The 23,843-nt window shown below is 70.0% G+C and carries 27 protein-coding genes; 12 read left to right on the plus strand and 15 right to left on the minus strand.

The features are described 5' to 3' along the window. Positions 1 to 191: 191 nt before the first annotated feature. The 5 genes from ACFQPS_RS13010 to ACFQPS_RS13030 are packed head-to-tail and all read right to left on the minus strand — an operon-like array spanning position 192 to position 2,838. Positions 192 to 413 (minus strand): hypothetical protein, encoded by a 222-nt coding sequence (locus tag ACFQPS_RS13010; RefSeq protein ID WP_377359633.1) that lies wholly within the window; start codon positions 411 to 413, stop codon positions 192 to 194. A 29-nt stretch (positions 414 to 442) separates the two neighbouring features. Further along, positions 443 to 601, minus strand: a complete 159-nt coding sequence (locus ACFQPS_RS13015; RefSeq protein WP_377359635.1) for a hypothetical protein — start codon at positions 599 to 601, stop codon at positions 443 to 445. After that, on the minus strand, positions 594 to 1,142 hold the full coding sequence (locus ACFQPS_RS13020) for a hypothetical protein (RefSeq protein ID WP_377359636.1): 549 nt from the start codon (positions 1,140 to 1,142) through the stop codon (positions 594 to 596). Before ACFQPS_RS13020 ends, ACFQPS_RS13015 begins: the two co-directional genes overlap by 8 nt. Then, positions 1,142 to 1,894: a hypothetical protein gene (locus ACFQPS_RS13025; RefSeq protein WP_377359638.1), complete on the minus strand. Its 753-nt coding sequence runs from the start codon at positions 1,892 to 1,894 to the stop codon at positions 1,142 to 1,144. Before ACFQPS_RS13025 ends, ACFQPS_RS13020 begins: the two co-directional genes overlap by 1 nt. A 20-nt stretch (positions 1,895 to 1,914) precedes the next feature. After that, complete coding sequence (locus ACFQPS_RS13030) at positions 1,915 to 2,838, minus strand: IS1595 family transposase (protein ID WP_377359640.1); 924 nt, start codon at positions 2,836 to 2,838, stop codon at positions 1,915 to 1,917. A 179-nt stretch (positions 2,839 to 3,017) separates the two neighbouring features. Between ACFQPS_RS13030 and ACFQPS_RS13035 the strand changes: the two genes are divergently transcribed. Then, positions 3,018 to 3,542: a hypothetical protein gene (locus tag ACFQPS_RS13035; RefSeq protein WP_377359642.1), complete on the plus strand. Its 525-nt coding sequence runs from the start codon at positions 3,018 to 3,020 to the stop codon at positions 3,540 to 3,542. A 57-nt stretch (positions 3,543 to 3,599) separates the two neighbouring features. Here ACFQPS_RS13035 and ACFQPS_RS13040 read toward each other — a convergent pair whose 3' ends face one another. Next, positions 3,600 to 4,493, minus strand: a complete 894-nt coding sequence (locus tag ACFQPS_RS13040) for a DnaJ C-terminal domain-containing protein (protein ID WP_377359644.1) — start codon at positions 4,491 to 4,493, stop codon at positions 3,600 to 3,602. 105 nt (positions 4,494 to 4,598) lie between these two features. Then, positions 4,599 to 5,072, minus strand: a complete 474-nt coding sequence (locus ACFQPS_RS13045; protein ID WP_377359646.1) for an RT0821/Lpp0805 family surface protein — start codon at positions 5,070 to 5,072, stop codon at positions 4,599 to 4,601. Positions 5,073 to 5,242: 170 nt separating this feature from the next. Between ACFQPS_RS13045 and pdxH the strand changes: the two genes are divergently transcribed. The 5 genes from pdxH to ACFQPS_RS13070 all read left to right on the plus strand — a co-directional run bounded on the left by pdxH (position 5,243) and on the right by ACFQPS_RS13070 (position 9,863). After that, a complete protein-coding gene (gene pdxH / locus ACFQPS_RS13050) occupies positions 5,243 to 5,857 on the plus strand; it encodes a pyridoxamine 5'-phosphate oxidase (RefSeq protein ID WP_377359774.1) in 615 nt (204 codons plus the stop codon). Between the two features lie 75 nt (positions 5,858 to 5,932). Continuing rightward, positions 5,933 to 6,898: a cation diffusion facilitator family transporter gene (locus ACFQPS_RS13055; protein ID WP_377359647.1), complete on the plus strand. Its 966-nt coding sequence runs from the start codon at positions 5,933 to 5,935 to the stop codon at positions 6,896 to 6,898. 182 nt (positions 6,899 to 7,080) lie between these two features. Then, the gene (locus ACFQPS_RS13060) at positions 7,081 to 7,911 is read left to right on the plus strand and encodes an MBL fold metallo-hydrolase (protein ID WP_377359648.1); all 831 of its coding nucleotides are present in this window, start codon (positions 7,081 to 7,083) and stop codon (positions 7,909 to 7,911) included. A 115-nt stretch (positions 7,912 to 8,026) separates the two neighbouring features. Beyond that, positions 8,027 to 8,551 (plus strand): hypothetical protein, encoded by a 525-nt coding sequence (locus tag ACFQPS_RS13065; protein ID WP_377359650.1) that lies wholly within the window; start codon positions 8,027 to 8,029, stop codon positions 8,549 to 8,551. A gap of 172 nt (positions 8,552 to 8,723) precedes the next feature. Next, complete coding sequence (locus tag ACFQPS_RS13070; RefSeq protein WP_377359652.1) at positions 8,724 to 9,863, plus strand: PRC-barrel domain-containing protein; 1,140 nt, start codon at positions 8,724 to 8,726, stop codon at positions 9,861 to 9,863. Between the two features lie 100 nt (positions 9,864 to 9,963). On the opposite strand, the gene ACFQPS_RS13075 is transcribed toward ACFQPS_RS13070, so the two are convergent. Further along, positions 9,964 to 11,130: a CobW family GTP-binding protein gene (locus ACFQPS_RS13075; protein ID WP_377359653.1), complete on the minus strand. Its 1,167-nt coding sequence runs from the start codon at positions 11,128 to 11,130 to the stop codon at positions 9,964 to 9,966. Between the two features lie 59 nt (positions 11,131 to 11,189). Beyond that, positions 11,190 to 11,711 carry a Fur family transcriptional regulator gene (locus tag ACFQPS_RS13080; RefSeq protein ID WP_377359655.1) on the minus strand — a complete coding sequence of 174 codons (522 nt, stop codon included), beginning with the start codon at positions 11,709 to 11,711 and terminating at the stop codon, positions 11,190 to 11,192. A 160-nt stretch (positions 11,712 to 11,871) separates the two neighbouring features. Here ACFQPS_RS13080 and ACFQPS_RS13085 point away from each other — a divergent pair, with 160 nt between their 5' ends. The 5 genes from ACFQPS_RS13085 to panC are packed head-to-tail and all read left to right on the plus strand — an operon-like array spanning position 11,872 to position 16,385. Beyond that, the gene (locus tag ACFQPS_RS13085; RefSeq protein WP_377359657.1) at positions 11,872 to 12,660 is read left to right on the plus strand and encodes a DUF6134 family protein; all 789 of its coding nucleotides are present in this window, start codon (positions 11,872 to 11,874) and stop codon (positions 12,658 to 12,660) included. 1 nt (position 12,661) lies between these two features. After that, positions 12,662 to 14,245, plus strand: coding sequence for a cryptochrome/photolyase family protein (locus ACFQPS_RS13090; RefSeq protein WP_377359658.1), 1,584 nt, complete (start codon positions 12,662 to 12,664; stop codon positions 14,243 to 14,245). Further along, positions 14,242 to 15,027 carry an SDR family NAD(P)-dependent oxidoreductase gene (locus ACFQPS_RS13095; RefSeq protein ID WP_377359660.1) on the plus strand — a complete coding sequence of 262 codons (786 nt, stop codon included), beginning with the start codon at positions 14,242 to 14,244 and terminating at the stop codon, positions 15,025 to 15,027. Before ACFQPS_RS13090 ends, ACFQPS_RS13095 begins: the two co-directional genes overlap by 4 nt. Before the next feature lie 4 nt (positions 15,028 to 15,031). After that, complete coding sequence (locus ACFQPS_RS13100) at positions 15,032 to 15,469, plus strand: nuclear transport factor 2 family protein (RefSeq protein WP_377359662.1); 438 nt, start codon at positions 15,032 to 15,034, stop codon at positions 15,467 to 15,469. A 37-nt stretch (positions 15,470 to 15,506) separates the two neighbouring features. Then, entirely contained in the window at positions 15,507 to 16,385 is an 879-nt protein-coding gene (gene panC, locus ACFQPS_RS13105) for a pantoate--beta-alanine ligase (RefSeq protein WP_377359664.1), read from the plus strand. A 3-nt stretch (positions 16,386 to 16,388) separates the two neighbouring features. On the opposite strand, the gene ACFQPS_RS13110 is transcribed toward panC, so the two are convergent. The 3 genes from ACFQPS_RS13110 to ACFQPS_RS13120 all read right to left on the minus strand — a co-directional run bounded on the left by ACFQPS_RS13110 (position 16,389) and on the right by ACFQPS_RS13120 (position 17,532). Beyond that, positions 16,389 to 16,784 carry a hypothetical protein gene (locus tag ACFQPS_RS13110; RefSeq protein WP_377359666.1) on the minus strand — a complete coding sequence of 132 codons (396 nt, stop codon included), beginning with the start codon at positions 16,782 to 16,784 and terminating at the stop codon, positions 16,389 to 16,391. Positions 16,785 to 16,832: 48 nt separating this feature from the next. Continuing rightward, entirely contained in the window at positions 16,833 to 16,997 is a 165-nt protein-coding gene (locus ACFQPS_RS13115; RefSeq protein ID WP_377359668.1) for a hypothetical protein, read from the minus strand. A 115-nt stretch (positions 16,998 to 17,112) separates the two neighbouring features. Then, positions 17,113 to 17,532 (minus strand): VOC family protein, encoded by a 420-nt coding sequence (locus ACFQPS_RS13120; RefSeq protein ID WP_377359670.1) that lies wholly within the window; start codon positions 17,530 to 17,532, stop codon positions 17,113 to 17,115. A gap of 207 nt (positions 17,533 to 17,739) precedes the next feature. Between ACFQPS_RS13120 and amt the strand changes: the two genes are divergently transcribed. Beyond that, positions 17,740 to 19,848, plus strand: coding sequence for an ammonium transporter (gene amt, locus ACFQPS_RS13125; protein ID WP_377359672.1), 2,109 nt, complete (start codon positions 17,740 to 17,742; stop codon positions 19,846 to 19,848). A gap of 7 nt (positions 19,849 to 19,855) precedes the next feature. Here the strand turns inward: amt and ACFQPS_RS13130 are convergent, their stop codons facing one another. The 3 genes from ACFQPS_RS13130 to ligA form a co-directional block, all read right to left on the minus strand. Further along, positions 19,856 to 20,662 carry a GIN domain-containing protein gene (locus ACFQPS_RS13130; RefSeq protein WP_377359674.1) on the minus strand — a complete coding sequence of 269 codons (807 nt, stop codon included), beginning with the start codon at positions 20,660 to 20,662 and terminating at the stop codon, positions 19,856 to 19,858. A gap of 11 nt (positions 20,663 to 20,673) precedes the next feature. After that, positions 20,674 to 21,441, minus strand: coding sequence for a GIN domain-containing protein (locus tag ACFQPS_RS13135; protein WP_377359676.1), 768 nt, complete (start codon positions 21,439 to 21,441; stop codon positions 20,674 to 20,676). Positions 21,442 to 21,606: 165 nt separating this feature from the next. Beyond that, positions 21,607 to 23,766, minus strand: a complete 2,160-nt coding sequence (gene ligA / locus ACFQPS_RS13140) for an NAD-dependent DNA ligase LigA (protein ID WP_377359678.1) — start codon at positions 23,764 to 23,766, stop codon at positions 21,607 to 21,609. Positions 23,767 to 23,843 lie beyond the last annotated feature (77 nt).

Genomic DNA, 23,843 nt, shown 5'->3' on the forward strand with positions numbered 1-23,843 from the left:
GAATCACAAAATCAGGCCCATGGGAATCCCTAACGACTCCTGTCGCCCGGAAACCGCTCTAATAGGAGAGAACAACCGGCGCCTTTACGGACGCACTGATATTGTCAACTTCCTATCGCGCATTGATCCATCGCGGCTTCCTTGGCGGCGCGGATATATTGATGTTGACCTGCCCCCCTGATCTCCTCCGCTCAGAAAGGCGCCTGTCCACTGGACATGACAAAGTGGGATGCCTCTCCGCTAAGGGGGCAGCTCATGCGCACGTCCGGGTCAATGCTGTCGAGCTGGATCGCTTGGCGGAGGAAAGGGGCTTTCTTGCCCCCCATGCCATCCCCTATGCTTCTTTCGGGTGCGATGAGCGCATCGGCGGGCAGGCCGGGAGCGCGGGTTCCCAGCATATCGGCAATGTTCATGCCTCACTCCTGAATCAAGAAGCCCCGGATCACTCCGGGGCTTCGTCGTTTCCAGCCTTCGGCTCGGGGCCGGGTTTCACCTTGGCTATCCGCCTGAGCTTGTCCTCAAAGGCGGCTTCGGATTCGTCGCATTCGAGTTCGCGGGCCGCTTCTTTGAAGCGTTTCAGTTGTTCGCCGGAATCAGCCATTGGCATCCGTCATATAATCAAGCAACGGCATGTCACGTTTGGGAGGCGTGGGCGGCAAGGGCAACTCCTCCAAACCCACGACAGACAGCCCAGCAGACGGCGCCATGGCTCTGATGTCTGCGTCATTGGAGTAGATGGTGGCCGCGCGACGGACCTTCGCAATCGCGACGATCTGCCTGTCTACTTTCACCTTCTGCCAATCGCCCTGCGCTCCCCCTCGCTTGTCACCGGCCGCGCGGGCCTCACTGCACATGATTGCCGCCTCTTGGGCCGCCAGTATGTCAAAAGAGTCTATGCTGAAAGCCGCAGATTTGGACAACTTCTCCACATAGGCCAATCCCGCCCTGCCTGCCCGCACCAAGGCTTCGCTGAGGGCTGGTGTAGGGATGCTAATCTTGGTCTTGTCTGTCTGGAGCCGAGCAACAAGGTAGTCCAGGCGCTCGCGTGCGTCAGGAACTGGCCGGTTACCGGGCGCCATTACCCGCACAAGGTCGGGTGGCGCAATCAGAACAAGCAGCGTAGTGGTGTCGAAAACGACCATCAGTGCAGCGCCCCCCCATGCCGGATTTCCATGGCTTCACGCCACAGGTCGTCCGCACTGGCCCAGTCCGCGCCTTCTATCGCCCTTAGCTCAGCGACCGCGGAAGTCAGGGGCGTCATATCCAATGGTTCGAAGCTTCTGATTGCGAACCTCTGAAGCGTCCAGATGCCGTCCTCGTCCCGCGCCCATTTGCCTTGGCCATAAAGCCTCAACTCCCCTTCAAAGAGGAATCTCGCCAACTCTTTGGCAAGGGCCTTAGAGGCGACGCAACGTGCATGGACAACATGCCCGGACTGGACGCAAACCGGTATCTCGTCGCGCGTTCCTCCAACGCGGATGATTGTGCCATCTATGCTGCCCGCACCGGGTACGCCGGATAACTTCACCGGCTCGGGGGCATCTTTGCCCGGAAACATCAAAACCCTGGCATCTCGCCCGACAGGTTGGAGCTCGCCCACGCTCCGGTCTTCACGAAGCTTCTTGTTCAAAGCGCGATAGGCGTCCATGTGGACGACATCTGCCGTGCCCTGCTCAATGTCGTCTATCCTGGCATCAACAAGCGGGCTTGCATCCCGCTCAACAGAGTGGACGAGTCCAATACTGCTGCGCACCAACTCGACGAAATGCACTTTGGATGGCTCGCCCAGCATCCGCGCAAGATCGGCCATGTATTCGGCAAGACGACTCATCGGGAGAGTACCTATCGTGTACTCCCCCTTAATCTTGAACACATACTTCTGAACGTCATCCATTTGCCGCCTGCCGGAATGACTTAGTTCGTTACGAACGAGTCCCGGTACATCAACCGCTTGCCGACGACCCCAGCGAGGGCAACAGATGCCCGCTCACTGTCAGTGAGTCTACGCTCATTGTACCGAAATTCAAATTCCGCCAGATAGCGATGCAGGTGCTTTTTGGCGCAGTGCTGGTACACGCCCTTCATGCCCCGCTTGAAGATGCTGAAATAGCCTTCGATCGTGTTCGTGTGGACAGGGCCGCGACCGTACTCACCCTTGTTGTGGCGAACCACGCCGTGGGCAGCGAACTCGCGGGACAGGTGGACGTACTGACCGGCTTCGTCGGTGCAGACCGTGCTTTCCGGGGCGATGTTCGCCTTGAGGATCGGGGTCAAGTCCTTCGCCTTGAGGCTGTCCACCACCATGGAACGTGCGCGGCCCGTCTTGCGGTCCACCAGCGCCAGCACCTTGAACTTGTGAGCGTAGCCACGGCCCTTCTTCTCACCATGCGGCTTTATGGTGCGGTCGGTGCCGATGAACGTCTCGTCCACCTCGACCGTCTCGCCCTCGCCGCCCATCGGCTCGAAGCCGAGGACGCTCATCGCCTCACGGAGACGGTGCGTCATGAACCAAGCCGTCTTGTACGTCACCTCCAGCACGCGGTGGAGCTGGTGAGAGCTGATGCCCTTCTTGGAGGAGCAGAGCAGGTAGCAGGCCTGGAACCACTTGTAGAGCGGAACGTGGCTGGACTCGAACACCGTGCCGACCTTCACCGTGAACTGCTTGCGGCACTGGTAGCACTTGTGGACGCCGATCCGGGTCGCGCTGCCCGCCAGCTTTCCGATCCGCTCCACGCCGCCGCAGTGCGGGCACATCGGGCCGTTCGGCCACACGATGCTCTCCAGTTTCGCGTAAGCAGCGGCTTCGTCGTGGAAGTACGGGGCGGACAGGACGGACATAGGGGCGTCTCCTCTATGCCCCGACGGTAGCGCCCCAGCATGGGTTTGTAAAGTATATAATCACCTTTTTTATGGCGGGCAGGCAGTGCGAAGGGCTTGTAACGGAAGGGAAGTCTCTCGCCAAAAGGGAACGGGGGCGCTAGCCTGCGGGACACACCCGACCCTTCCCAAGAGCCACGATGCGCCGTCCGTCCCTTCCGGTCCTGCTGCTCGGCCTGCCGGTTCTGCTGGCCGCGGCTCCCGCCTCCGCCCAACCCGTTCCGCCCGTGGCCGCCGTGCTCGGCTGCCTCGACCTGCCCGACGGTCCGGAGCGGCTGGCCTGCTTCAACCGCACCGTTCCGGCGCTGCGGGCCACCGTGCCGCCGGCGGCCTCGTCCGGGGTCGCGCCGCGCGTGGGGGCCGTGCCCGCTCCCCCGGCGGCGGCGCCCGACCAGTCCTTCGCCGCCGAACAGCTTCCCCGCGCGACCGAGCCGGGGGCGGAGCCGGTCCGCATGACCGCCACGGTTACGGAGGTCGGCCGCGACCCGTCCACCGGCCGCCTGCTGGTGACGCTGGACAACGGCCAAGTCTGGATGCAGCGCGAGGCTGCCGCCATCCGGCTGAAGACCGGCATGACCGTGACCGTCAAACCCGGCCTGTTCGGCAGCTATGCCATGGTGCCGGAGGACGGGGCGACGATGATGAAGGTGCGGCGGGTGCGCTGATTCCGGAGTCCCGGCGACCGCGATCGGGTGCCGGGATGCCCGCGCCGCCGGGTTCCGTCAGCCCAGCCCGGCCTTGCGCCGGACGTCGTAGTCGTGGGACTTCGCCCACTTCTCCACGAAGGCGGTCAGATCCGCGTCCGGCCGTTCGGGCAGAACCACGGTCAGCTTCACGTACTGGTCGCCGTGCGCCTTGCGCTCGGGGCTGAAGACCCCCTTGCCCTTGAGCCGCAGCACGCTGCCGGTGTTCGACCCCTTCGGCACCTTCACCGCCACCAGCCCGTCCAGCGTGGGCACCTTGATGGTGGCGCCCAGCAGGGCCTCCTGCAAGGTCACCGGCACATCCAGATGGATGTCGTCCTCGCGGCGGACGAAGTAGGGATGGGGGTCGACATGCACCTCCACGATGGCATCGCCCGCCGGGGCGCCGCCGATCCCGGCCAGCCCCTGGCCCTTCAGGCGCAGCTTGGTCTGGTCGCGGGTGCCCGGCGGGATCGTGACGTCGATGCTCTTGCCCGTGGACAGGGTCAGGCGCCGCTTCGTGCCCAGGCAGGCGTCGGTGAAGGGGACGGTGACGGAATAGGCGACATCCGATCCGCGTCCCTTGCCGCCCGTGCTGTAGCGGCGGCGGCTGGCGCCGAACAGATCGGCGAACGGGTCGTCGGAGAAGTCGAAGGGATCGTCGCGGCCGGCGCCGGCATAGGCGCGGCGGAAGGAACGGTCCGGCCGCTCCGCGCCTGCGGCGTCGATCTCGCCGCGGTCGAAGCGCGCCCGCTTGTCGGCATCCGACAGCAGGCTGTAGGCGCCGTTCACTTCCTTGAACTTCAGCTCGATGTCCGTGCGGCCCGGATTGAGGTCCGGGTGGTACTGCTTGGCCAGACGCCGATATGCCTGTTTGATCTCCTCGGCGGACGCTGTCCGACCGACGCCGAGGATTTGGTAGGGATCGCGCATGGTCACCGCAATTTATAGGACAGGTTGTCCCGGCATCCTACGCCGGCCACGCCGCCGGTCAAGCGGCGGGCCGGTGATCAGGAAGGGAACGCTGTCCCGCGCCGGTCAGCTCACGATCTTCCAGGAGCCGTCGGGCTGCTGGCAGGCCTGACCGTAGGCTTCCTCGCTGCGGCCACCGACCGTGATGCGCTGCTGGAACTCGCGGCAATAGGCGCCGGCCTGGGTGCGGCCCTCCCGGGTCGGGGTGACGACGACGCGGTTGCCGTTGTCGGGATTGTCCCAGATGATCGGCTGGTTCAGCGGGGTGGAGCGGTCCCAGGCCGTGCGGGTGTTGCGCTCCAGCGCCAACTGGTCGGCGCGGTCGAGAGAGGCACCGACCTCGGACCCGATCAGCGCACCGAGCAGCACGCCGGCGCCGGTCGCCCACAGGCGGCCCGAGCCCCCGCCGATCTGCGAACCGGCGAGACCGCCGGCAAGACCGCCGAGGACGGCGCCCGCCCCCTGCTTCTGACCTCCCGTTGACGTGCAGCCGGCCAGCATGGCGGCGGTGACGGCGACGAGAACGACTTTCCGGATCATGGTGCTGCCTCTTGAGGGAAGCCTGCGGATGCGCTGGGCGGGACCGCCGGCCTTCGGGTAACCGAAACTCCGGTCGGGACGTCTGCCATGCGGCTCCGGGCATGGACAAGGATTTAATGATCCCTATTGTCGTGGGCAATTCCGGCGCAACTATGACACAGGTCACCGCCATGAATGCCGCGCCCAGCCCGCTGTCGCCCGCCGAGGCCCCCGCCGATCCGTTCCTCTTCTTCCGCGACTGGCTGGCGGAAGCGGAGCGGACCGAGCCCAACGATCCCACCGCCATGTCGCTGGCGACCGTCGATGCCGACGGCCGGCCCAGCGTGCGCATCGTCCTGCTGAAAAGGCTGGATGACCGCGGCTTCGTCTTCTACACGAACACGGAAAGCCGCAAGGGGCTCCAGCTCGCGGCGCGGCCGGTGGCGGCGCTCTGCTTCCACTGGAAGAGCCTGCGCCGTCAGGTCCGCATCGAGGGTGCCGTGGAGCCGGTGACGGAGGCCGAGGCCGACGCCTATTTCGCCTCCCGCCCGCGCGGCAGCCGCATCGGCGCCTGGGCCTCGCAGCAGTCGCGTCCGCTGGAGTCGCGCGCCGTGCTGGAGCGCCGCGTGGCCGAGACGGAGACCCGCTACGACGGGCAGGAGGTGCCGCGGCCGCCGCACTGGTCGGGTTACCGTGTCCTGCCGGACGACATCGAGTTCTGGCAGGATGGCGAGTTCCGCCTGCACGATCGCTTCCGTTACCGGCTCTCGGCGGCGGGCTGGACCTGCCAGCGCCTCTACCCGTAAGGTCCCGGCGCGCGAAAGCCGGGAAGCCGGGCTTCCGCAGCCGCGGGGCCTGTCGGGAAAGCACATCGGGGCGTCATGAACACCGATCGCATGCAGGACCGGGAAAGCGCGGCGCGCTGGCGGCGGCGGGCGGCCTATGCCAGCATCGCCGTGGCGCTGACGCTGATCGCGGTGAAGCTCGCCACCTATCTGGGCACCGGGTCCGTCAGCATCCTTTCCTCGCTGATCGATTCAAGCGTGGATGCGCTCGCCTCCGTCGTCACCCTGCTGGGCGTGGCGCAGGCGCTGACGCCGCCCGATGCCGCGCACCGGTTCGGCCACGGCAAGGCCGAACCGCTGGCGGCGCTGGCGCAGTCCGCCTTCATCACCGGGTCGGCCGTCTTCCTGGGCTATGAGGCGATCGGCCGGCTGGTCGATCCCCGCCCCGTGGACTCCACCGGCCTGGGCATCGCCGTGATGATCTTCGCCATCGTCATGACGGCGGGGCTGGTGACCTTCCAGCGCTGGGTGATCGAACGCACGGGCTCCATCGCCATCGACGCGGACAGCCTGCACTACCGCGGCGACCTGCTGATGAACCTGGCCGTGATCGCGGCCCTGGTGCTGACCCGGGTTACCGGGGCCGGGTACTGGGACCCGCTGTTCGCCCTGGGCATCGCCGGCTTCCTGGTCTGGAACGCCCTGCGCATCGCCGAGACGGCGCTGGACGTCCTGATGGACAGGGAACTGCCCGACGACGACCGGGCGCGGGTGGTGGCGCTGGTCCTGGCGCACCCGCAGGCGCGGGGCCTGCACGACCTGCGCACCCGCTCCACCGGGGTCGGCCAGCACATCGACTTCCACCTGGAACTGGACAGCGACCTGACCCTGGCTGAAGCGCACGACATCACCGACGAGATCGAGCTGCGCCTGCGCGAGGCCTTCCCGTCGGCGGACTTCAGCATCCACCAGGAACCCGAGGGCCTGGACGACGACCGGCTGGACAACCGCATCGCGGAGGCGCGGGCGGCCGCCCGCAACGGGCTCCTGTCCGGACGATGAGGGGGCGCGGTCAGACAGCCACCCGAGCGGGGCAGGCCAGCGCCCGCGCGGGGCAGGGTCGCGTCGTCGGGGTGGCCCCTGGGTCTGACCCTGTGCGCGCGGTCACACTTCCGGCCGGGCGCCTGCTCTATCCTTCAGTCTACTGAGACAGGGTCCGGAGGGGTCCGGACCAAGGGGCGGAAATGGACTTCCGAGTCACTTTCTGGGGCGTGCGCGGCACGTTCCCCTGCGCCTATGCGTCACATCTTGGCTTTGGCGGCAATACGAGCTGTGTCGAAGTGCAGGCCGGTGACAGGACGCTGCTGCTGGATGCCGGCTCGGGCCTGCGCGCCGCCGGCAAGCATCTGCGGCGCGACGGGATCAAACACGCCACGATGCTGGTGACCCACACGCACTGGGACCACATCACGGGGTTTCCCTTCTTCGAGCCGGCCTACTGCCCGGATTTCAGCATGGACATCCTGGGCGGCCACCTCGAAGGCGTCGCCTGCATCAGCGAGGCGCTCGCCACCTGCATGGAATCGCCGCTGTTTCCGGTGCCGCTGGAGACGATGCGGGCCGATCTCCGCTTCAGCTGGATCCAGCCCGGCGACGTGCTGGACATCGACCGGGGCATCACCATCCGCACGGCGTCGATGAATCACCCCGGCGGCGCCATCGGCTACCGCATCGAGTGCGCCGGCAGGTCGGTCTGCTATGTCACGGACACCGAGCATGTGCCGGGGCTGATGGATACCAACATCCTGCGCCTGATCGAAGGCGCGGACATGGTCATCTATGACGCCAGCTACACCGATGAGGAATTCGAGCAGCGGCGCGGCTGGGGCCATTCCACCTGGTCGGAGGGCGTGAAGCTCTGCCAGGAAGCGGGGGCACGCCGGCTCTGCCTGTTCCACCACGACCCCGATCATGACGACGCCACCATGACGGCGATCGAACGGGCGGCCCGGGAGCGGATGCCGACGGCCTTCGCCGCCCGCGAGGGCACGACCCTGGACCTGCTCCGCGACTGACCGCGGCGCTGTGGCGGCATCCGGGAACCGGGCCGACGGCGGCCGGTTGACCCAGGCGAGCGGGACACGGGCAGGCGCCCGACCGTCCCGACCCGCAACCGGTCCGGAGTCGCCCATGCCACGCACCGTTCCCGTTCCGCCTGCCGTCGCCTTTCTCCTCACCCTTCTTCTCGCCGCCCCGGCCACGGTCGCCCAGTCCGCCGGGGACCGGCCCGCCCCGTCCGGCACCGTCGTGCCCGCGCCCCAGGAGCAGGCGGCGCAGGAGCTGGAGCGCCAGCGCGCCGGCGACAATGTGGAGACCCTGACGGGACCTGAAGCGCCGGTCACGACGGCGGACCCGGGTGTCGGCGTGACCGGGGGCGACTGGGCCGCGGAAACGGCGCCCCCTGCGTCCGCGGATGGCCGGCGTCCTGCCGGAGCGGTGCCGGGCGGGGCGCCCGGCGTGAACATCGCCGACGATCCGGCCGCGGACCCGCCGCTGCCCGACGTCCCCGAGGCGATCGGGGAGGAGATGCAGGACCAGGGCATCTCCGGCGTCGACGCGCCGCTTCCGGGCTCCGCGGAAACGGGGCAGGCGGCATCCGGGCGTCCCTCCGCTGGACGGTCGTCCAGCGTATCCGGGGGCCGGGACGGCGGCTGACCCCGGCGTAAGCCGTACCCCGAAAAAGCGGAACTCCCGGGCCGGGCGGCGGTTGGGGAAGGCGCGGATCGTCCCGGTATGCGGCGCCCCCGGCCGTGCGTTGTCCGGCCCGCGCGTCTCCGGCGATACGCCCGCACCAACGCCGGCCCATCAGACTCCAGGAGGACCCCCCATGCGACATCGGCTGTTGTTCGGCACTGCCCTGGCGGCGGTGATCGGCGCTTCATCCCTGGCCCAGGCGCAGCCCGGCGGTACGGCCCCGGGAGCCGCGCAGCGGCCTGTCGGCGATACGGACCGCGAGGATACCCTGACTCTGCCGCCGGGCGGCCAGCCGCCGGCCGATCTGGCGAACGTCAGTAACGCGGAACGCTTGCAGCGTGCCTCGCAGCGGCTGCAACAGGCACAGCAGCAGCTCGGCCAGGGCGGCGGCAAGGCCAGCGACGAACAGCTCGCCCAGGTGCGCTCGGCCTTGACCCAGGTCCGGCAGACGCTGGGTGATCTCAGCCGGCATGCGGACACCGGCCGCGCCATGCAGGCGGTGGAGAAGGCCGAGCAGGCCCTGGGCCAGGGCGGCGGGCAGCAGGCCGCGCAGCAGATCGCCCAGGTGCAGAGCGAACTCCAGCTCCTGCAACGCGCCGCCGTCGCGGCGGACCGGCCGGCAGGCGCCCAGGGCGGCGCCCAGAGCGGTCAGGCCGCCACGGGTCAGGCTGCCAACGTGCAGGAATCCGGTCCGCAGCAGACGTCGGGAACGCAGGCCGGCGCGCAGTCCGGCAGCCGGCAGACGGCCGGGTCCCAGGCCGGCAGCGGTCAGTCGAGTAGCGCCCAGGTCGGCAGCGGTCAGTCCGCCGGGTCCCAGTCGGCCGGGTCCCAGTCCGCCAGCGCCCAGGCCGGCAGCGCCGGTCCGTCGGCGGGGCAGGGGCAGCAGTCCGCCGCCCAGGGCCAGCCGCAGTCCGGCCAGTCCGGACAGTCCGGCGGCAGCGCCGGCTCGGCGCAACCGCAGCAGACACTGGCCCAGGCAGAGGCACTGCTGGGCAAGCGGGTCCAGCTCTCCGACGGCAGCGAGATCGGCTCTGTCGAGGATCTGGTGATCGACCGCAGCTCCGGCCGCGTCCGCGGGGTCGTCCTGACCCGGGGTACGGAAGGCATGGGCGGCGCGAACATCCTGGTCCCGTGGGAGCAGGCCAGCATCGACCCGCAGGCCGGTGTCCTGAAGCTGGCGATGAGCGAGCAGGAAGTGATGGCGCTGCCGACCTTCACCTACGAGCAGATGGAGGAGTCCATGGTCGGCCTGTTCGGCCAGCAGCAGGACTGATCGGGCCGGACTCCGGCCGGCAGGGGAACCGGAGGGGACGGGGCGGCGCCACACGGTGCCGCCCCGTTCTGCGTCAGCAGGCCGGACTCCGGCCGGCGGGTCAGGTGGGGGCGGACCCCTGCCCGGTGCAGGCCCGGAACAGCGTCTCCACCACCTCCCGCGACAGGTCCTTGACGATGAAGACGATGCGGGTGCGGTGGTCGTCGCTCGGCCAGGCGTCGAGCTGCACCGGCGGGTGGAACAGGTGCTGTACGCCGTGGACGACGATCGGGCGGTCGGACTCCTCCACGTTCAGCAGACCCTTCACGCGAAGGATGTTCTCCCCCTGCAACTGCGCCAGCGTCTCGAAGAAGCTGACCAGCGCCTCCCAGGACAGCCGGCCCTCGGCCGTCAGGCAGAAGGAGCGGATCGCATCGCCGTGCCGGTTGGGGTCGTGCCCATGGTCGTGCCCGTGTTCATGATCGTGGTCATGGTCGCAGTGGCCGTGCGCGTGGTCGCAATGGCTGTGGTCGTGACCGTCGTCATGGTCATGGCCGTGGTCATGTCCGTGATGATCGTGCCCGTGGGTCTCGTAGGCCTCCGCCTTCAGCCAGCGCTGCACATCCAGCGACTTGGTGGCGGGGTTGTAGAGCCCGGCATCGAACAGCAGCACCGCCAGCGCGCCGCCGGTCTGAGCATCCACCACGGCGGCGGCCGGGTTGATCGCCTTCAGCCGCGCCTTCAGCCGGGCCACCTTCTCCGGTGCCGCAAGGTCGGTCTTGGTCAGCACCAGCCGGTCGGCGACGGCGGCCTGCTTCAGGCTTTCCTCGTGCGCGTCGAGCTGGCCCATGCCGTGGACCGCGTCCACCGTCGTCACCACCCCGTCCAGCCGGAAGCGGGAGGCGATCAGCGGGTCCGTCATCAGCGTGTGCAGGATCGGGGCGGGGTCGGCCAGCCCCGTCGTCTCGATCACCACGCGGTCGAACTCGGTGATCTCGCCGCGCAGCCGCCGCATGTAGAGGTCACGCAGCGTGTCGGCCAGATCGCTGCGGATGGTGCAGCAGATACAGCCCGAATCCATCAGCACCGTGTTCTCGTCGGCCTTGGCGACCAGCAGATGGTCGAGGCCGACCTCGCCGAACTCGTTGATGATGACGGCGGTGCGCGCCATGGCGGGGTCGCGGATCAGCCGCGACAGGAGCGTGGTCTTGCCGCTGCCCAGGAACCCGGTCAGGACGGAGACGGGCAGGCGCGGCGGCGGGGACGGGGGCTGCTGCTGGTCGGTCACGGTGATGCAATCCCGGAGCTTGCGGTGTCGCGTGCGATGGTAACGGGGAACAGAGGCGGTCAGGCCCCCCGGCAGGCGGGGCAGGTGCCGATCACCTCCACGGTCTGGCGGACCGCGGTGAAGCCGCGCGCCCTGGCCCCTTCGGCCACGGCGCGGGCGATCTCGGGGTCGTTCAGCTCGGCGGCGTTGCCGCAGCACTGGCAGACCAGGAACTGGCCGGCATGGGTCTGGCCGGGCTCGGTGCAGCCGATATAGGCGTTCAGGCTCTCGATCCGGTGGACAAGGCCCTGCTCCACCAGGAAGTCCAGCGCCCGGTACACCGTCAGCGGCGCCACCGTGCGCCCGTCCTGCTGCGCCAGGTCGTCCAGCACGGCATAGGCGCCGCGCGGCCGATGGCTGGACCAGACCAGCCGCAGCACCCGCTCACGCAACTGGGTCAGCCGCGCGCCGCGCCCGGCGCACAGGGTCCGGGCACGCTCCATGGCCTCCTCGATGCAGGCGCCATGGTCGTGCGCCGAATGGCTGCGCAGCGGCGCGCGGGGCGTGGGGGTGGAGCCGGGGGCTGTCGCGGGCGGGGGCATGGTGCCGGCCTGGGTCATGATGGACGCGGTTGGTCGATCCGATGCTGTTACCTTATTACATTCCGGGACGTCTGTCGCGCCCGACCAGGGGGAGCGGCATTGCGGAACAAGGGATGAGCCCTACCTCTCTGCGCGGGTGCGGAAGAGACGGAGGCGGCGCATGCCGGCGCGGATCGGGGCGGGTCTTCTGGTAGCGCTGCTGCTGGCGGCGGGGATGACGGCAGCCACGGCGGCGACGGTGCCGGCGGCGGGCCGGCTGGCTTTCAGCGTCTTCCGCAACGGCGACAGCACGATGGGCTGGCACCGGCTGGACTTCCGCCGAGACGGCGACCGGCTGGTGGTGGAGAAGGAGATCCGCTTCGAGGTGAAGGTCGCCTTCTTCACCGCCTACCGCTACGTCCACACGAACCGCGAGGTCTGGCAGGGCGACCGCCTCGTCTCGCTGGAGACCGGCACGGACGATGACGGCAAGCGGCACTGGGTACGCGGCCGGGCCACGCCCGAGGGTTTCGCCGTGGAAAGCTCCCGCGGGGCGCTGCTGGCGCCGGCCGACGTGGTGCCGACCAGCTACTGGAATATCCGCACCGTCGGCACCACGCGCCTGCTGGACACGCAGCGCGGCGTGCTGATGGATGTGCGGGTGGAACCGCTGGGTGCCGAGCCCGTGGCGGCGGCCGGTGGCGTGGTGGAGGCGCGGCACTTCCGCGTTCACTTCCTCAGCAACCAGCCGGGCGCGACGGACTTCGTGGACATCTGGTACGACGACGCCGACGCCTGGGTGAAGCTGGCCTTCCGCGCCAAGGGGCAGGACATCGTCTACCGGCTGGACACGCCCGGCGGCCTTTCCCAGCCGACCCCCGCCTCGCCAGCAGGCACGCGGCAGGCCGACACGTCCCAGGCCACCACACCGCAGGCCGTCACACCCCAGGCCGTGGCCCCGTCCCTCTGACATGCCCGGCACCCTCCGCTTCGTTCTCGGCGACCAGCTTGGCCGGGGCATCTCCTCCCTGCGCGGGCTGGACCCCGATGCCGACACCGTGCTGCTGGCCGAGGTGGCGGCGGAAACGGAGTACGTCCCCCACCATCCGAAGAAGATCGCCCTGATCCTGGCGGCCATGCGCCATTTCTCCGCGGGACTGCGGGCCGAGGGCGTGCGGGTGGACCATGTCCGGCTGGACGATCCGGGGAACAGCGGCAGCTTCCGCGGCGAGCTGCTGCGCGCGGTGGAGCGGCACCGGCCTGACCGGATCGTCGTGACCTTCCCCGGCGAGTGGCGCGTCTGGACGGACATGAAGGGCTGGGAGGCCGCGGCAGGCGTGCCGGTGGAGATCCGCGACGACGACCGCTTCTTCTGCCCGCCGCGCCGCTTCCGCGCCTGGGCGGCGGGCCGCCGGCAGTTCCGCATGGAGTTCTTCTACCGCGAGATGCGGCGGGAGACGGGCCTGCTGCTGACGCCCGACGGGGAGCCGGAGGGCGGCGCCTGGAACTACGACGCCGAGAACCGCCGACCCTTGCCGCGGGGGCTGGAGCCGCCGCCCCGCTTCAGCGAGCCGCCCGACGCCCTGACGGCGGAGGTGCTGGCCCTGGTGCGGGCGCGCTTCCCGGACAGGTTCGGGGAGCTGGAGCCGTTCCGCTTCGCCGTCACGGCCGCCGGGGCGGAGGCCGCCTTCGAGCATTTCGTGCGTCACGCCCTCAGGCACTTCGGCGACTACCAGGACGCCATGGCGGCGGGGCAGGACACGCTGTTCCACGCCGTCATCTCCCCCTACCTGAACATCGGGCTGCTGGACCCCCGCACCGTCTGCCGCCGGGTGGAGGCGGAATACCGCGCCGGCCGGGTACCGCTGAACGCGGCGGAGGGGTTCATCCGCCAGATCCTGGGCTGGCGCGAATATGTCCGCGGCCTCTACTGGCTGCGCATGCCGGCCTATGCGGAGACGAACGCCCTGGGGGCCACGCGCGACCTGCCCGGCTTCTTCTGGACGGGGGAGACGCCGATGACCTGCCTGCGCCAGGTGATCGACCAGACCCGGCGCGAGGCCTATGCCCACCACATCCAACGCCTGATGGTGACCGGCAATTTCGCGCTGCTGGCGGGGCTCGCCCCGCGGCAGGTGGAGGACTGGTATCTGGCCGTCTACGCCGATGCCTTCGAATGGGTGGAACTGCCCAATGTCCATGGCATGGTGCTGCATGCCGACGGTGGCGTCATGGCGTCCAAGCCCTATGCCGCCAGCGGGAAATACATCGACCGCATGTCCGACTACTGCGGGCGTTGCCGCTTCGACGTGCGCCGGACGACGGGTCCCGATGCCTGCCCGTTAAATTTCCTTTACTGGAGCTTTCTGATGGACCAGCGGGAACGGTTGCAGGGCAACCCCCGCATGGCCATGATCTACCGGACGCTGGACCGCATGGCCCCGGCCACGCAGGACGCGGTCCGGGCCGATGCCGCCCGCTTCCTGGCCGGGCTCGGGACCGCCGACCCTCCGGCGCCGTCCGCGCAGCCCTCCCTTCTGGAGAAAGACGCATGAGCAGCCCCTACACCCCCCGGCCGGGCGACGGGGTCGCCTGGGTCACCGGGGCCTCCAGCGGTATCGGCGAGCATGTCGCGCTGCGGCTCGCCCGCGAGGGCTGGACCGTCGTCATCAGTGCCCGGCGGGCCGAGGTGCTGGCCGCCATCGCGGAACGGGCGCCGAAGCCCGGCCGCATCGTGCCGCTGGCCCTGGACGTGACCGACCGCGACGCGGTCGGCCGCGCCGTGGCGGAGATCCGGGAGCGGCACGGGGAGATCGCCCTGGCCGTGCTGAACGCCGGGACCTATCAGCCCGATGCCGCCGACAGCCTGGACGCGGCGTCGTTCCGCGCCACGCATGAGCTGAACGTGATGGGCACCGTCCACTGCCTGGAGGCGGTTCTGCCGGCGATGATCGCGCGCCGCCGCGGGCATCTGGTGATCGTTTCCAGCGTGGCCGGCTACCGCGGCCTGCCGCGGGCGCTGGCCTACGGGTCCAGCAAGGCGGCGTTGATCAATCTGGCCGAGTCGCTGAAGATGGATATCGAGCGATTCGGCCTCAAGACCCAGCTCGTCAATCCCGGCTTCATCAGGACTCCCTTGACGGACAGGAACGACTTCCCCATGCCCTTCCTGATGCCTGTCGAGGACGCGGCGGAACGGATGGTGGCGGAGATGAAGAGCGACAGGTTCGAGATCACCTTCCCGCGCCGCTTCACCTTCCTGCTGCAACGGCTGCGCTGCCTGCCGTACCCGGCCTATTTCGCGCTCGCCCGCCGGGCGATGCCGAAGGGAGGCTGAGCGCATGGCCGAGCCTGTGCCGGTGCAAGCGGCGCTCGACGCCTATGTCCGCTACTTCGAGGAGCTGACCCCCGATACGCTGGACCGGCTGGACCGGCTGTCCGTGCCGGACATCCATTTCAAGGACCCGTTCAACGAGTTCCGCAGCCGCGACCGGCTGAAGCTGGTGTTCGGCCGCATGTTCCAGCGGGTGGACACTCCGCGCTTCATCGTGCGCGACCATGCCATCAGCGGCCAGACGGCGTTCCTGCGCTGGACCCTGACCTTCCGCAGCCGCGGCCCGCGGCCCTGGAGCATCGAGGGCATGTCGGAGGTGCGCTTCGACCATGCCGGCCGGGCCGTCAGCCACATCGACCACTGGGACGCGGCCGAACAGCTCTATGAGCGCCTGCCGGTGCTGGGCACCGTGCTGCGGTTGATCAAGGCACGGCTGGCGGATTGAGGTTGCGCGCACTGCCGCGCCGTCCTACATCGCCGCCATGAACCAGACGCCCGATCATCCGCCGCTCGACACCGTCCGCAGCGTCTCCGACCTCCGCGCCCGCGTCGCCCTGTGGCGCCGCGAGGGTCTGCGGGTCGCGCTGGTGCCCACCATGGGCGCCCTGCACGACGGCCACCTGACCCTGGTGCGCCGGGCGCGCGGGCTGGCCGACCGGGTCGTCGCCTCCGTCTTCGTCAACCCCGCCCAGTTCGGCCCGAGCGAGGATTTCGCCCGCTACCCGCGGGACGAGGCGGGCGACGCGGCCAAGCTGGCGTCCGCCGGCTGCGACCTGCTGTTCGCGCCCGATGTCGCCACCATGTACCCGCCCGGCTTCGCCACGGGCGTGGAGGTCGAGGCCCTGTCGCGGCGCTGGGAGGGGGAGTTCCGGCCCGGCCATTTCCGCGGCGTGGCGACGGTGGTGACGAAGCTGCTGCTCCAGGTCCTGCCCGACGTCGCCTGCTTCGGGGAGAAGGACTACCAGCAGCTCCAGGTCATCCGGCGGCTGGTCGCGGACCTGGACATTCCGGTGCGGATCAAGGGTGTGCCGACGGTGCGGGAGGCGGACGGCCTCGCGCTCTCCTCCCGCAACGCCTATCTGACCCCGGCGCAGCGGGCCGTGGCGGCGGCGCTGAACCGCACCCTGCGCGGCGTGGTGGAGCGGCTGGCGGCGGACCCGGGTGCCGTGGCCGAGGTGGAGTCCCGCGCGCGGGCGGCGCTGCTGGAGGCCGGATTCGATGCCGTGGACTATCTCGCCGTCGTCGATGCCGCCAGCCTGGAGCCGCTGCTGCGGCTGGACCGGCCGGCGCGGGTGATCTGCACGGCCCGGCTGGGGACCACGCGCCTGCTGGACAACATGGACGTGCCGGTCCCGGCCTGAGCGTCAGCGCCCCTCGGCCGTCTTCTTCAGGATCCTGATCCATTCGTCCGCCGTGGCCGAGCGGCGGAAGCTGACGACGAAGGGCTGCGGGTGGCGGCGGGAGGTCAGCTCCATCTCGAACGCCCCGTCCTTCGGCAGGTAGTGCCAGGCGGCCAGATCGCGCGGTCCCAGCAGCACCATCTGCGGCCGGCCCTTGCCCAGCACGGCGATCCGGCCGCACGTCTCGTCCGCGGCAAGGCCGGAGCCGTCATGGGCATGGCGCTCCGTGACGGTGAAGCCGTCGATGGCGTCGAAGCGGGCCAGGATGTCGTCGTCGGACGGCTGCGACGGCTGGCTCAGCAGCCAGAGCGCCCCCGCCAGAACCAGACCCGCGATCCCCAGCAGCAGCACCAGCGTCATGGCCCGTCCTCCCCCTCCCTGAAGGGATAGGGCGGGGGGCTGCCGGGATCAACGGGGCCGTTCGCCCGCCGTCCGGTCCGGCATCGCCTCCACCGCCGTGCGGCGGGGCCGGCGCTGCGCCACGACGGTGACGATGGCCGCCACCGCGAAGACGGCGATCAGCATCGCCAGGAACCACATCACATCGCCGCTCACGCCGCCGTCCGCGTCCATCCGTTCCTCCCGTCGGTCGCAACAGTGTCCAGGAACGGCAACGGGCGGCGCACCGGTCCGGCACGCCGCCCGTGACGATTCGCGCTCCGCCGGCCGCGTGACCGGCGGCGGCGCCTCACCAGGTGCCGGTGTTCGGCATGCTGGTCCAGGGTTCCCGCGGCTCCAGCGCGCCGCCCTTCTGCAACAGCTCCACGGAGATGTTGTCCGGCGAGCGGATGAAGGCCATGTAGCCGTCCCGCGGCGGCCGGTTGATGGTCACACCCTGGTCCATCAGCCGCTGGCAGGTGGCGTAGATGTCATCCACCGCGAAGGCCAGATGGCCGAAGTTGCGGCCGCCCGTATAGACCTCGGGGTCCCAGTTGTAGGTCAGCTCGACCTGGGCTTCGGGGTTCTCGTCGGCGCCGAGATAGACCAGCGTGAAGCGGCCCTTCTCGTTCTCCATGCGGCGGACCTCCTTCAGCCCCAGCTTGGTGCAGTAGAAATCCAGCGATTCCTCCAGGTTCGTCACGCGGACCATGGTGTGGAGGTACTTCATGCCCAGCTCCTTCGGCGTCGGGGGATCGCAGCGGGGCCGGTCGGCCCGGCCGACAAGATAGGAAGCGGACGCCGCCGGCGCCACCCGCTCCGGGGGCGGTCCGGTCCGTTTCTGCCGCGGCGCATTCACATGCAGTTAAACAAAGGTGGAATATCAGCATTCCTTATGGACTAATATGTCCGGCGCTGGGGGCCGGGTGGCGGTGTCATGGAACTGGGGGGCGTTGCGTCGGTCTGGGTACTGTCGGCGACCGCCCTGGTCTTCGTCATGCAGGTCGGCTTCTGTTTTCTGGAAGTCGGTTTCGTCCGGGCCAAGAACAGCGTCAATGTCGCCATCAAGAATGTGATGGATTTCTGCGTGGCCGGATTCCTGTTCTGGGTGTTCGGTTACGGGATTATGTTCGGTGAATCCTTCGCCGGTCTGATTGGAACCAGCGGTTTCATGCCCGATCAGGGCGGTTCCGACGATCTTCTGTTCGTTCTCTTCCAGCTCATGTTCTGCGGCACGGCGACGACCATCGTCTCCGGCGCCGTGGCCGAGCGGATGGGCTATTCCAGCTATGTCGCGGTGTCGGCGCTGCTGTCCGGCCTCGTCTATCCGGTGTTCGGGCACTGGGCCTGGGGCGGCATGGCGGGCGACGGGCCGACGGGCTGGCTGGCGCGGCTGGGCTTCATCGATTTCGCGGGCTCCACCGTCGTGCATTCGGTGGGCGGCTGGATGTCGCTGGCGGCGATCCTGGTGATCGGCCCGCGGCGGGGCCGCTTCGGGCCACGTTCGGGGGCGATGACCGGGCACAACCTGTCCATGGCGGCGGGGGGCACGCTGCTGCTCTGGCTGGGCTGGATCGGCTTCAACGGCGGCAGCGCGCTTGGCGATCTGGAGATCGTGCCGGCTGTCATCCTGCACACCATGATCGCCGCCTGCGCTGGCGGGCTGGCCGGCCATTTCCTCTCCCTGGCGCTGCACCGGCGCGCCCGGGTGGAGCATCTGCTGAACGGGGTCCTGGGCGGGCTGGTCGCCATCACCGCCTGCTGTCATGTCGTGAACGGCCAGTCCGCCGTTCTGGTCGGGGCGGTGGGCGGCGGGCTTGCCCTTCTGGGCGAGAAGCTGCTGCTGCGCCTGGGCATCGACGATGCCGTGGGCGCCGTGCCGGTCCACCTGTTCGCCGGCATCTGGGGCACGCTGGCCGTGGCCCTGCTGGGCGACCCGCAGCACTGGGGCACCGGGCACGACCTTTCCGACCAGCTCGCCGTGCAGGCGCTGGGGGTGGCGGCCTGCGGCGTCTACGCCTTCGGGGTCGGCATCCTGGCGCTGGCCCTCGCCGACCGGCTGTACCCGCTGCGCATCTCCGAGGCGCAGGAGGAGACCGGCCTGAACGTGGCCGAGCACGAGGCCCATTCCCCCATGCTCGACCTCATCCGCGAGATGGAGCGGCAGCGGATGGAGGGGCGCTTCGACCGTCCCGTGCCGGTGGAGCCTGAGTCGGACGTGGAACCCATTGCCACCGCCTACAACCGGGTGATCGACCGGGTGGGCGAGACGATGCGGCGGCAGGACCGGCTGTTGCAGGAGCTGTCCAGTGCCAAGCTGGAGGCGGAGGCGTCGAATCAGGCGAAGTCGCGCTTCCTGGCCAGCATGAGCCATGAGCTGCGCACGCCGCTGAACGCCGTCATCGGCTTCTCCCAGCTCATCGCGGAGAAAGCCTACGGGCCCGTCTCCGACCAGTATGCGGAGTACGCCCGCGACATCAACGAGAGCGGCCACCACCTGCTGACCCTGGTCAACGACGTGCTGGACTATTCCCGCATCGAGGCGGGCAAGGCCGCCCTGAACGAACAGCGGGTGGATCTGGGCCGGGTGGTGCCCCTGGTGCAGCGGATGATGCAGGCGACCGCGGACGCGGCCGGTGTCGGGCTGGCCTGCGACATGCCCCGGCCCCTGCCGCTGCTGCTGGCGGACGAGCGGGCGATCCGCCAGATCCTCATCAACCTTGCCAGCAACGCGATCAAGTTCACCCGCTCCGGCGGCTCGGTCACCCTCTCCGCCGCGGTGGAGCCGGACCGGCGCATCCTGCTGTCGGTGGTGGATACCGGCATCGGCATGGACCCGGCCGCCGTGCCGCGGGCGCTGGAGCCGTTCAGCCAGCTCCACGGCGACCTGTCGCGCAGCCATGCCGGGGCCGGGCTGGGCCTGTCGCTGGTCAAGGCGCTGGCCCAGCTCCACGGCGCGACGCTGGTGATCCGCACGGCGCCGGAGCAGGGGACGGCGGTGCATATCCGCTTCCCCGCCGAGCGCACCCTGATGCCGCCGCCCTGACCGGGGATCAGCGGCCGCCGTCGTCGCGGATGCGGACCGAGGCGATGCCGGAATTGCGGATCGACCGGCTGTCCGCCACCCCGTCGAAGGACAGGCTGCCCAGACCGCTGATGCTGGCCTCCAGCCGCGGGGTATGGCCGCCGCGCACGGCGACGTCGGCCATGCCGCTCATCTCGATGCTGACGGGGCCGGAGACGGCGGCGATCTCCACCTGGCCTGTGCCGCTGATGCTGACGTCGGCCGGCCCCGCGACGGCGCCGGTGGTGACGTCGCCGGCCCCGCTGATGGTGAGCTTCAGCGCCCCGGCCACGTCGCCCACGGTGACGGAGCCGGCGCCGGAGATGCGCAGGTCGGCGCGGGCGACCCGGCCCGTCTCCACCTCCGCGGCCGAGGTCAGGGCCAGGGTCAGCGGCCCGTCCAGATCGCCGATCCGGGCCTCCCCGATCAGGTTGCCGACGGTGACGGCGCTGCCGGCCGGCACGCTGACCCGGACACGGACGGTGTCGTCGCGGTCAAGGGTGCGGCGGCCCAGCCCGTCGAGGTCCTGATCCAGCACCACCTCGCCGTTGCGCAGGGTGACGCTGGTGCGGTCCACCAGATCGGCCGGCCCGTCGAGGCTGACGCCGATCCGGCCCGTGCCGGTCGCCACCGTCACGGTCACCTCGCCGATCAGGTCCTCGATGCGGAAGGCGCGGGCGTCGAACTCCTGCGGGGCCGCCAGGGCCGCCGGCACGGGAAGGAGAAGGGCGGTCAACAGGGCCGCCGCCGCGGCACGGCGGCCCCGGGCGGGGCGGGACGGATCAGGGCGGAACATGCCGGACCTCCTCAGCGCCTGCCGGTGATGGTGACCTTGCCGGAGCCGGACTGGCTGATGCTCTGGCTGCCGGCCGTGCCGTCCAGGGTCAGGTCGCCGGACCCCGCGATCGACACGGACAGGGGATCGGCGCGGCCGCCGCGCAGGGCGATGTCGCCCGAGCCGTTGATCTCGGCCGCGACGGGGCCGGAGACGCTGGCGATCTCGATATCGCCGGACCCGTCGATCTCCAGCGTCACGGCTCCGGCGGCGGGGCCGGTCTTCACCTTGCCCGAGCCGTTGATGTCCACCGCCAGATCGCCGGAGATGGCGCCGACGGTGATGTCGCCGCTGCCGCTGACGTCCAGGCTGGCCGTCGTCACGGCGCCGACGGTCAGGGTGCCGGAGGTCATGTCGTCCACGGCCAGCGGGCCGCGCAGGTCGCCCACGCGACCCTCGCCGATGAAATCCTCCACCGTCAGGCCGCTGCCCGCCGGCAGCGTGACCTTCACGGCGATCCAGAGATCGCGGTCGGAGTCGCGCCAGGTGCGGCGGTCGCTGTTGTCCTGCTCCAGCACGACGCGGTCGCCGTCCTGCCTCACGCTGACCCGGTCGATCCGGGCCTGCGGGCCGCTGATGGCGACGGTGACGGGACCCGGACCGGGGATGACGGTCACGTCCAGGGTGCCGACTACCCCGTCCACGGTGATGCCGCGGGCCGTGTAGTCCTGCGGCCCGAAGGCCAGGGCGGGGACGCTGACGGCGACGAGAGCCGTGGCGGCGAGCAGGGAACGCAACATGGGAAAGCCTCGTAGCGATGGACTTCCCCCCTCAAAGCAAGCGCCGTGCCGGCCCGGAATCCCCCGGAAATCCAGGGGGCATTCCATCCGCCGGTGGCGGGAACCGTCATCGGGTAGCGGAATTCCCCAACCGATGGCGGCCCTGCTGCCTGCCCGGCGCCGCTCCTACGCCCCGCCCGGCGGGCCGATCAGCGCCAGCCATTCCTGCTCGGTCAGGATCGTGAGGCCCAGCTCGCGCGCCTTCGCCGCCTTGGAGCCGGCGTCCGCCCCGACGACCACATAGTCCGTCTTGCCGCTGACGGAGCCCGCGACCTTGGCGCCCAGGGCCTCGGCCCGCGCCTTCGCCTCGCTGCGGCCCATGGTCTCCAGCGTGCCGGTGAAGACCACCGTCTTCCCGGCCACGGGGCTGCCGTCGGCCTGCGGCGGCGGCACATGGTCCTCCACCGCCTCCAGCTCCTTCAGCAGATCGTCCAGGGCATCGCGGTTGTGCTTCTCGGCGAAGAAGGCGCAGATGTCGTCCGCCACGCTCATGCCGATCTGTTCGATGGCGCACAGCTCGGCATACGCCTCGCCCACCAGCTCCGGCTTCTTCGCCTCGTCCGGGTTGGCGCTGCGCTCGGCGGCGGCGGCGGCCATGCGCTCCGTCCAGTGGCCGATGCTGCGGTAGGTCCGCGCCAGCAGCTTCGCCGTCGCCTCCCCGACCTGCCGGATGCCCAGCGCGAAGATGAAGCGGTCCAGCGGGATGCGGCGGCGGGCATCGATGGCGCGGAACAGGTTCTCCACGGACCGGCGGCCGAAGCCGGTCATGGACACCAGCCGGTCCAGCCGCTGCTCCTCCCGCCGCTCCAGGGTGAAGATGTCGGCCGGGCTGCGGATGCGGCCCTGGTCGTAGAAGAGCTGGATGCGCTCGATCCCCAGCCCCTCGATGTCGAAGGCGTTGCGCGACACGAAGTGGCGCAGCCGCTCCACCGCCTGGGCCGGGCAGACCAGCCCGCCGGTGCAGCGGCTGACCGCCCCGTCCTCCTCCCGCAGGGCGGCGCTGCCGCACTCGGGGCAGTGGTCGGGGAAGACGAAGGGCGCGCTGTCGGCCGGGCGGCGGTCGGTCACCACCTCCACCACCTGCGGGATGACGTCGCCGGCGCGCTGCACCACCACCGTGTCGCCCACGCGGATGTCCTTGCGCGCGATCTCGTCGGCGTTGTGCAGGGTGGCGCGGCTGACGACGACACCGCCCACCGTGACCGGCTCCAGCTCCGCCACCGGGGTCAGCGCGCCGGTGCGGCCGACCTGGATGGTGATGGCGCGCAGCAGCGTCTGCGCCCGCTCCGCCGGGAACTTGTGCGCCGTGGCCCAGCGCGGCGTGCGGGTGCGGAAGCCCAGCCGCTCCTGGAGGTCCAGCCGGTTGACCTTGTAGACCACGCCGTCGATGTCGAAGGGCAGGGCGGCCCGGCCGGCGCCGATCGCGGCATAGAACTCCAGCAGTTCCGCCTTGCTGCGGCAGAGCCGGCTCTGCGCCGGGACGCTGAAGCCCAGGGCCTTCAGCCGTTGCAGGGCATCCCACTGGGTTGCCGCCAGCGGTTCCGACAGGTCGCCCCAACTGTAGGCGAAGAAGCAGAGCGGCCGCTTCGCCGTGACCGACGGATCGAGCTGGCGCAGGCTGCCGGCGGCGGCGTTGCGCGGGTTGGCGAAGACCTTCTCCCCCGCCTCCGCTTGCCGGCGGTTCAGCGCGAAGAACTCCTCCCGGACCATGTAGACCTCGCCGCGCACCTCCAGCACGGCGGGAGCCCCCGCCGGCAGCCGGTCGGGGATCTCGCGGATGGTGCGGACGTTCGCGGTGACGTCCTCCCCCTCCGTGCCGTCGCCGCGGGTGGCGGCCTGCGCCAGCGCGCCGTTCTCGTAGCGCAGGGAGAGCGACAGCCCGTCGATCTTCGGCTCGGCCACGAATTCCAGCCCGTCCACCTCCTTCAGGTTCAGGAAGCGGGCGATCTGCTCGACGAAGCCGTCCACATCCTCGGCCGTGAAGGCGTTGTCCAGCGACAGCATGGGCACGCGATGGCGCACCTTGCCGAAGCCGGCGGACGGGGCGGCGCCCACGGTCTGCGTCGGGCTGTCGGGGCTGACCAGCTCGGGGAAGCGCGCCTCCAGCCCGGCCAGCCGGTGCTCCAGCGCGTCGTAGGCGGAATCCGCGATCTCCGGCGCGTCCTTGCCGTAGTAGAGCGCGCGGTGGTGCGCGATCTCCCGCACCAGGGCGGCGTGCTCGGCCGCTGCCTGGTCCAGGGTCAGGGTCTCGACCGGGATGTGGCGGGTCTCGGACAGGTCGGACATGGGCGTGCCGGCAGGGTGGGGACGGGGAGCCCGACGCCGCGGCGCCGGGGTCGCCGACTTCTACACCGCCAGGGGCT

This window comes from Rhodocista pekingensis, from assembly GCF_042665545.1.
Classification (GTDB): Bacteria; Pseudomonadota; Alphaproteobacteria; order Azospirillales; family Azospirillaceae; genus Rhodocista; species Rhodocista pekingensis.

What these genes read in the sequence shown, in the direction of transcription:
- ACFQPS_RS13010 (WP_377359633.1), bottom strand. Translation starts at nt 413, where the DNA reads ATGAACATTGCCGATATGCTGGGAACCCGCGCTCCCGGCCTGCCCGCC.
- ACFQPS_RS13015 (WP_377359635.1), bottom strand. Translation starts at nt 601, where the DNA reads ATGGCTGATTCCGGCGAACAACTGAAACGCTTCAAAGAAGCGGCCCGC.
- ACFQPS_RS13020 (WP_377359636.1), bottom strand. Translation starts at nt 1,142, where the DNA reads ATGGTCGTTTTCGACACCACTACGCTGCTTGTTCTGATTGCGCCACCC.
- ACFQPS_RS13025 (WP_377359638.1), bottom strand. Translation starts at nt 1,894, where the DNA reads ATGGATGACGTTCAGAAGTATGTGTTCAAGATTAAGGGGGAGTACACG.
- ACFQPS_RS13030 (WP_377359640.1), bottom strand. Translation starts at nt 2,838, where the DNA reads ATGTCCGTCCTGTCCGCCCCGTACTTCCACGACGAAGCCGCTGCTTAC.
- ACFQPS_RS13035 (WP_377359642.1), top strand. Translation starts at nt 3,018, where the DNA reads ATGCGCCGTCCGTCCCTTCCGGTCCTGCTGCTCGGCCTGCCGGTTCTG.
- ACFQPS_RS13040 (WP_377359644.1), bottom strand. Translation starts at nt 4,493, where the DNA reads ATGCGCGATCCCTACCAAATCCTCGGCGTCGGTCGGACAGCGTCCGCC.
- ACFQPS_RS13045 (WP_377359646.1), bottom strand. Translation starts at nt 5,072, where the DNA reads ATGATCCGGAAAGTCGTTCTCGTCGCCGTCACCGCCGCCATGCTGGCC.
- pdxH (WP_377359774.1), top strand. Translation starts at nt 5,243, where the DNA reads ATGAATGCCGCGCCCAGCCCGCTGTCGCCCGCCGAGGCCCCCGCCGAT.
- ACFQPS_RS13055 (WP_377359647.1), top strand. Translation starts at nt 5,933, where the DNA reads ATGAACACCGATCGCATGCAGGACCGGGAAAGCGCGGCGCGCTGGCGG.
- ACFQPS_RS13060 (WP_377359648.1), top strand. Translation starts at nt 7,081, where the DNA reads ATGGACTTCCGAGTCACTTTCTGGGGCGTGCGCGGCACGTTCCCCTGC.
- ACFQPS_RS13065 (WP_377359650.1), top strand. Translation starts at nt 8,027, where the DNA reads ATGCCACGCACCGTTCCCGTTCCGCCTGCCGTCGCCTTTCTCCTCACC.
- ACFQPS_RS13070 (WP_377359652.1), top strand. Translation starts at nt 8,724, where the DNA reads ATGCGACATCGGCTGTTGTTCGGCACTGCCCTGGCGGCGGTGATCGGC.
- ACFQPS_RS13080 (WP_377359655.1), bottom strand. Translation starts at nt 11,711, where the DNA reads ATGCCCCCGCCCGCGACAGCCCCCGGCTCCACCCCCACGCCCCGCGCG.
- ACFQPS_RS13085 (WP_377359657.1), top strand. Translation starts at nt 11,872, where the DNA reads ATGCCGGCGCGGATCGGGGCGGGTCTTCTGGTAGCGCTGCTGCTGGCG.
- ACFQPS_RS13090 (WP_377359658.1), top strand. Translation starts at nt 12,662, where the DNA reads ATGCCCGGCACCCTCCGCTTCGTTCTCGGCGACCAGCTTGGCCGGGGC.
- ACFQPS_RS13095 (WP_377359660.1), top strand. Translation starts at nt 14,242, where the DNA reads ATGAGCAGCCCCTACACCCCCCGGCCGGGCGACGGGGTCGCCTGGGTC.
- ACFQPS_RS13100 (WP_377359662.1), top strand. Translation starts at nt 15,032, where the DNA reads ATGGCCGAGCCTGTGCCGGTGCAAGCGGCGCTCGACGCCTATGTCCGC.
- panC (WP_377359664.1), top strand. Translation starts at nt 15,507, where the DNA reads ATGAACCAGACGCCCGATCATCCGCCGCTCGACACCGTCCGCAGCGTC.
- ACFQPS_RS13110 (WP_377359666.1), bottom strand. Translation starts at nt 16,784, where the DNA reads ATGACGCTGGTGCTGCTGCTGGGGATCGCGGGTCTGGTTCTGGCGGGG.
- ACFQPS_RS13115 (WP_377359668.1), bottom strand. Translation starts at nt 16,997, where the DNA reads ATGGACGCGGACGGCGGCGTGAGCGGCGATGTGATGTGGTTCCTGGCG.
- ACFQPS_RS13120 (WP_377359670.1), bottom strand. Translation starts at nt 17,532, where the DNA reads ATGAAGTACCTCCACACCATGGTCCGCGTGACGAACCTGGAGGAATCG.
- amt (WP_377359672.1), top strand. Translation starts at nt 17,740, where the DNA reads ATGGAACTGGGGGGCGTTGCGTCGGTCTGGGTACTGTCGGCGACCGCC.
- ACFQPS_RS13130 (WP_377359674.1), bottom strand. Translation starts at nt 20,662, where the DNA reads ATGTTCCGCCCTGATCCGTCCCGCCCCGCCCGGGGCCGCCGTGCCGCG.
- ACFQPS_RS13135 (WP_377359676.1), bottom strand. Translation starts at nt 21,441, where the DNA reads ATGTTGCGTTCCCTGCTCGCCGCCACGGCTCTCGTCGCCGTCAGCGTC.
- ligA (WP_377359678.1), bottom strand. Translation starts at nt 23,766, where the DNA reads ATGTCCGACCTGTCCGAGACCCGCCACATCCCGGTCGAGACCCTGACC.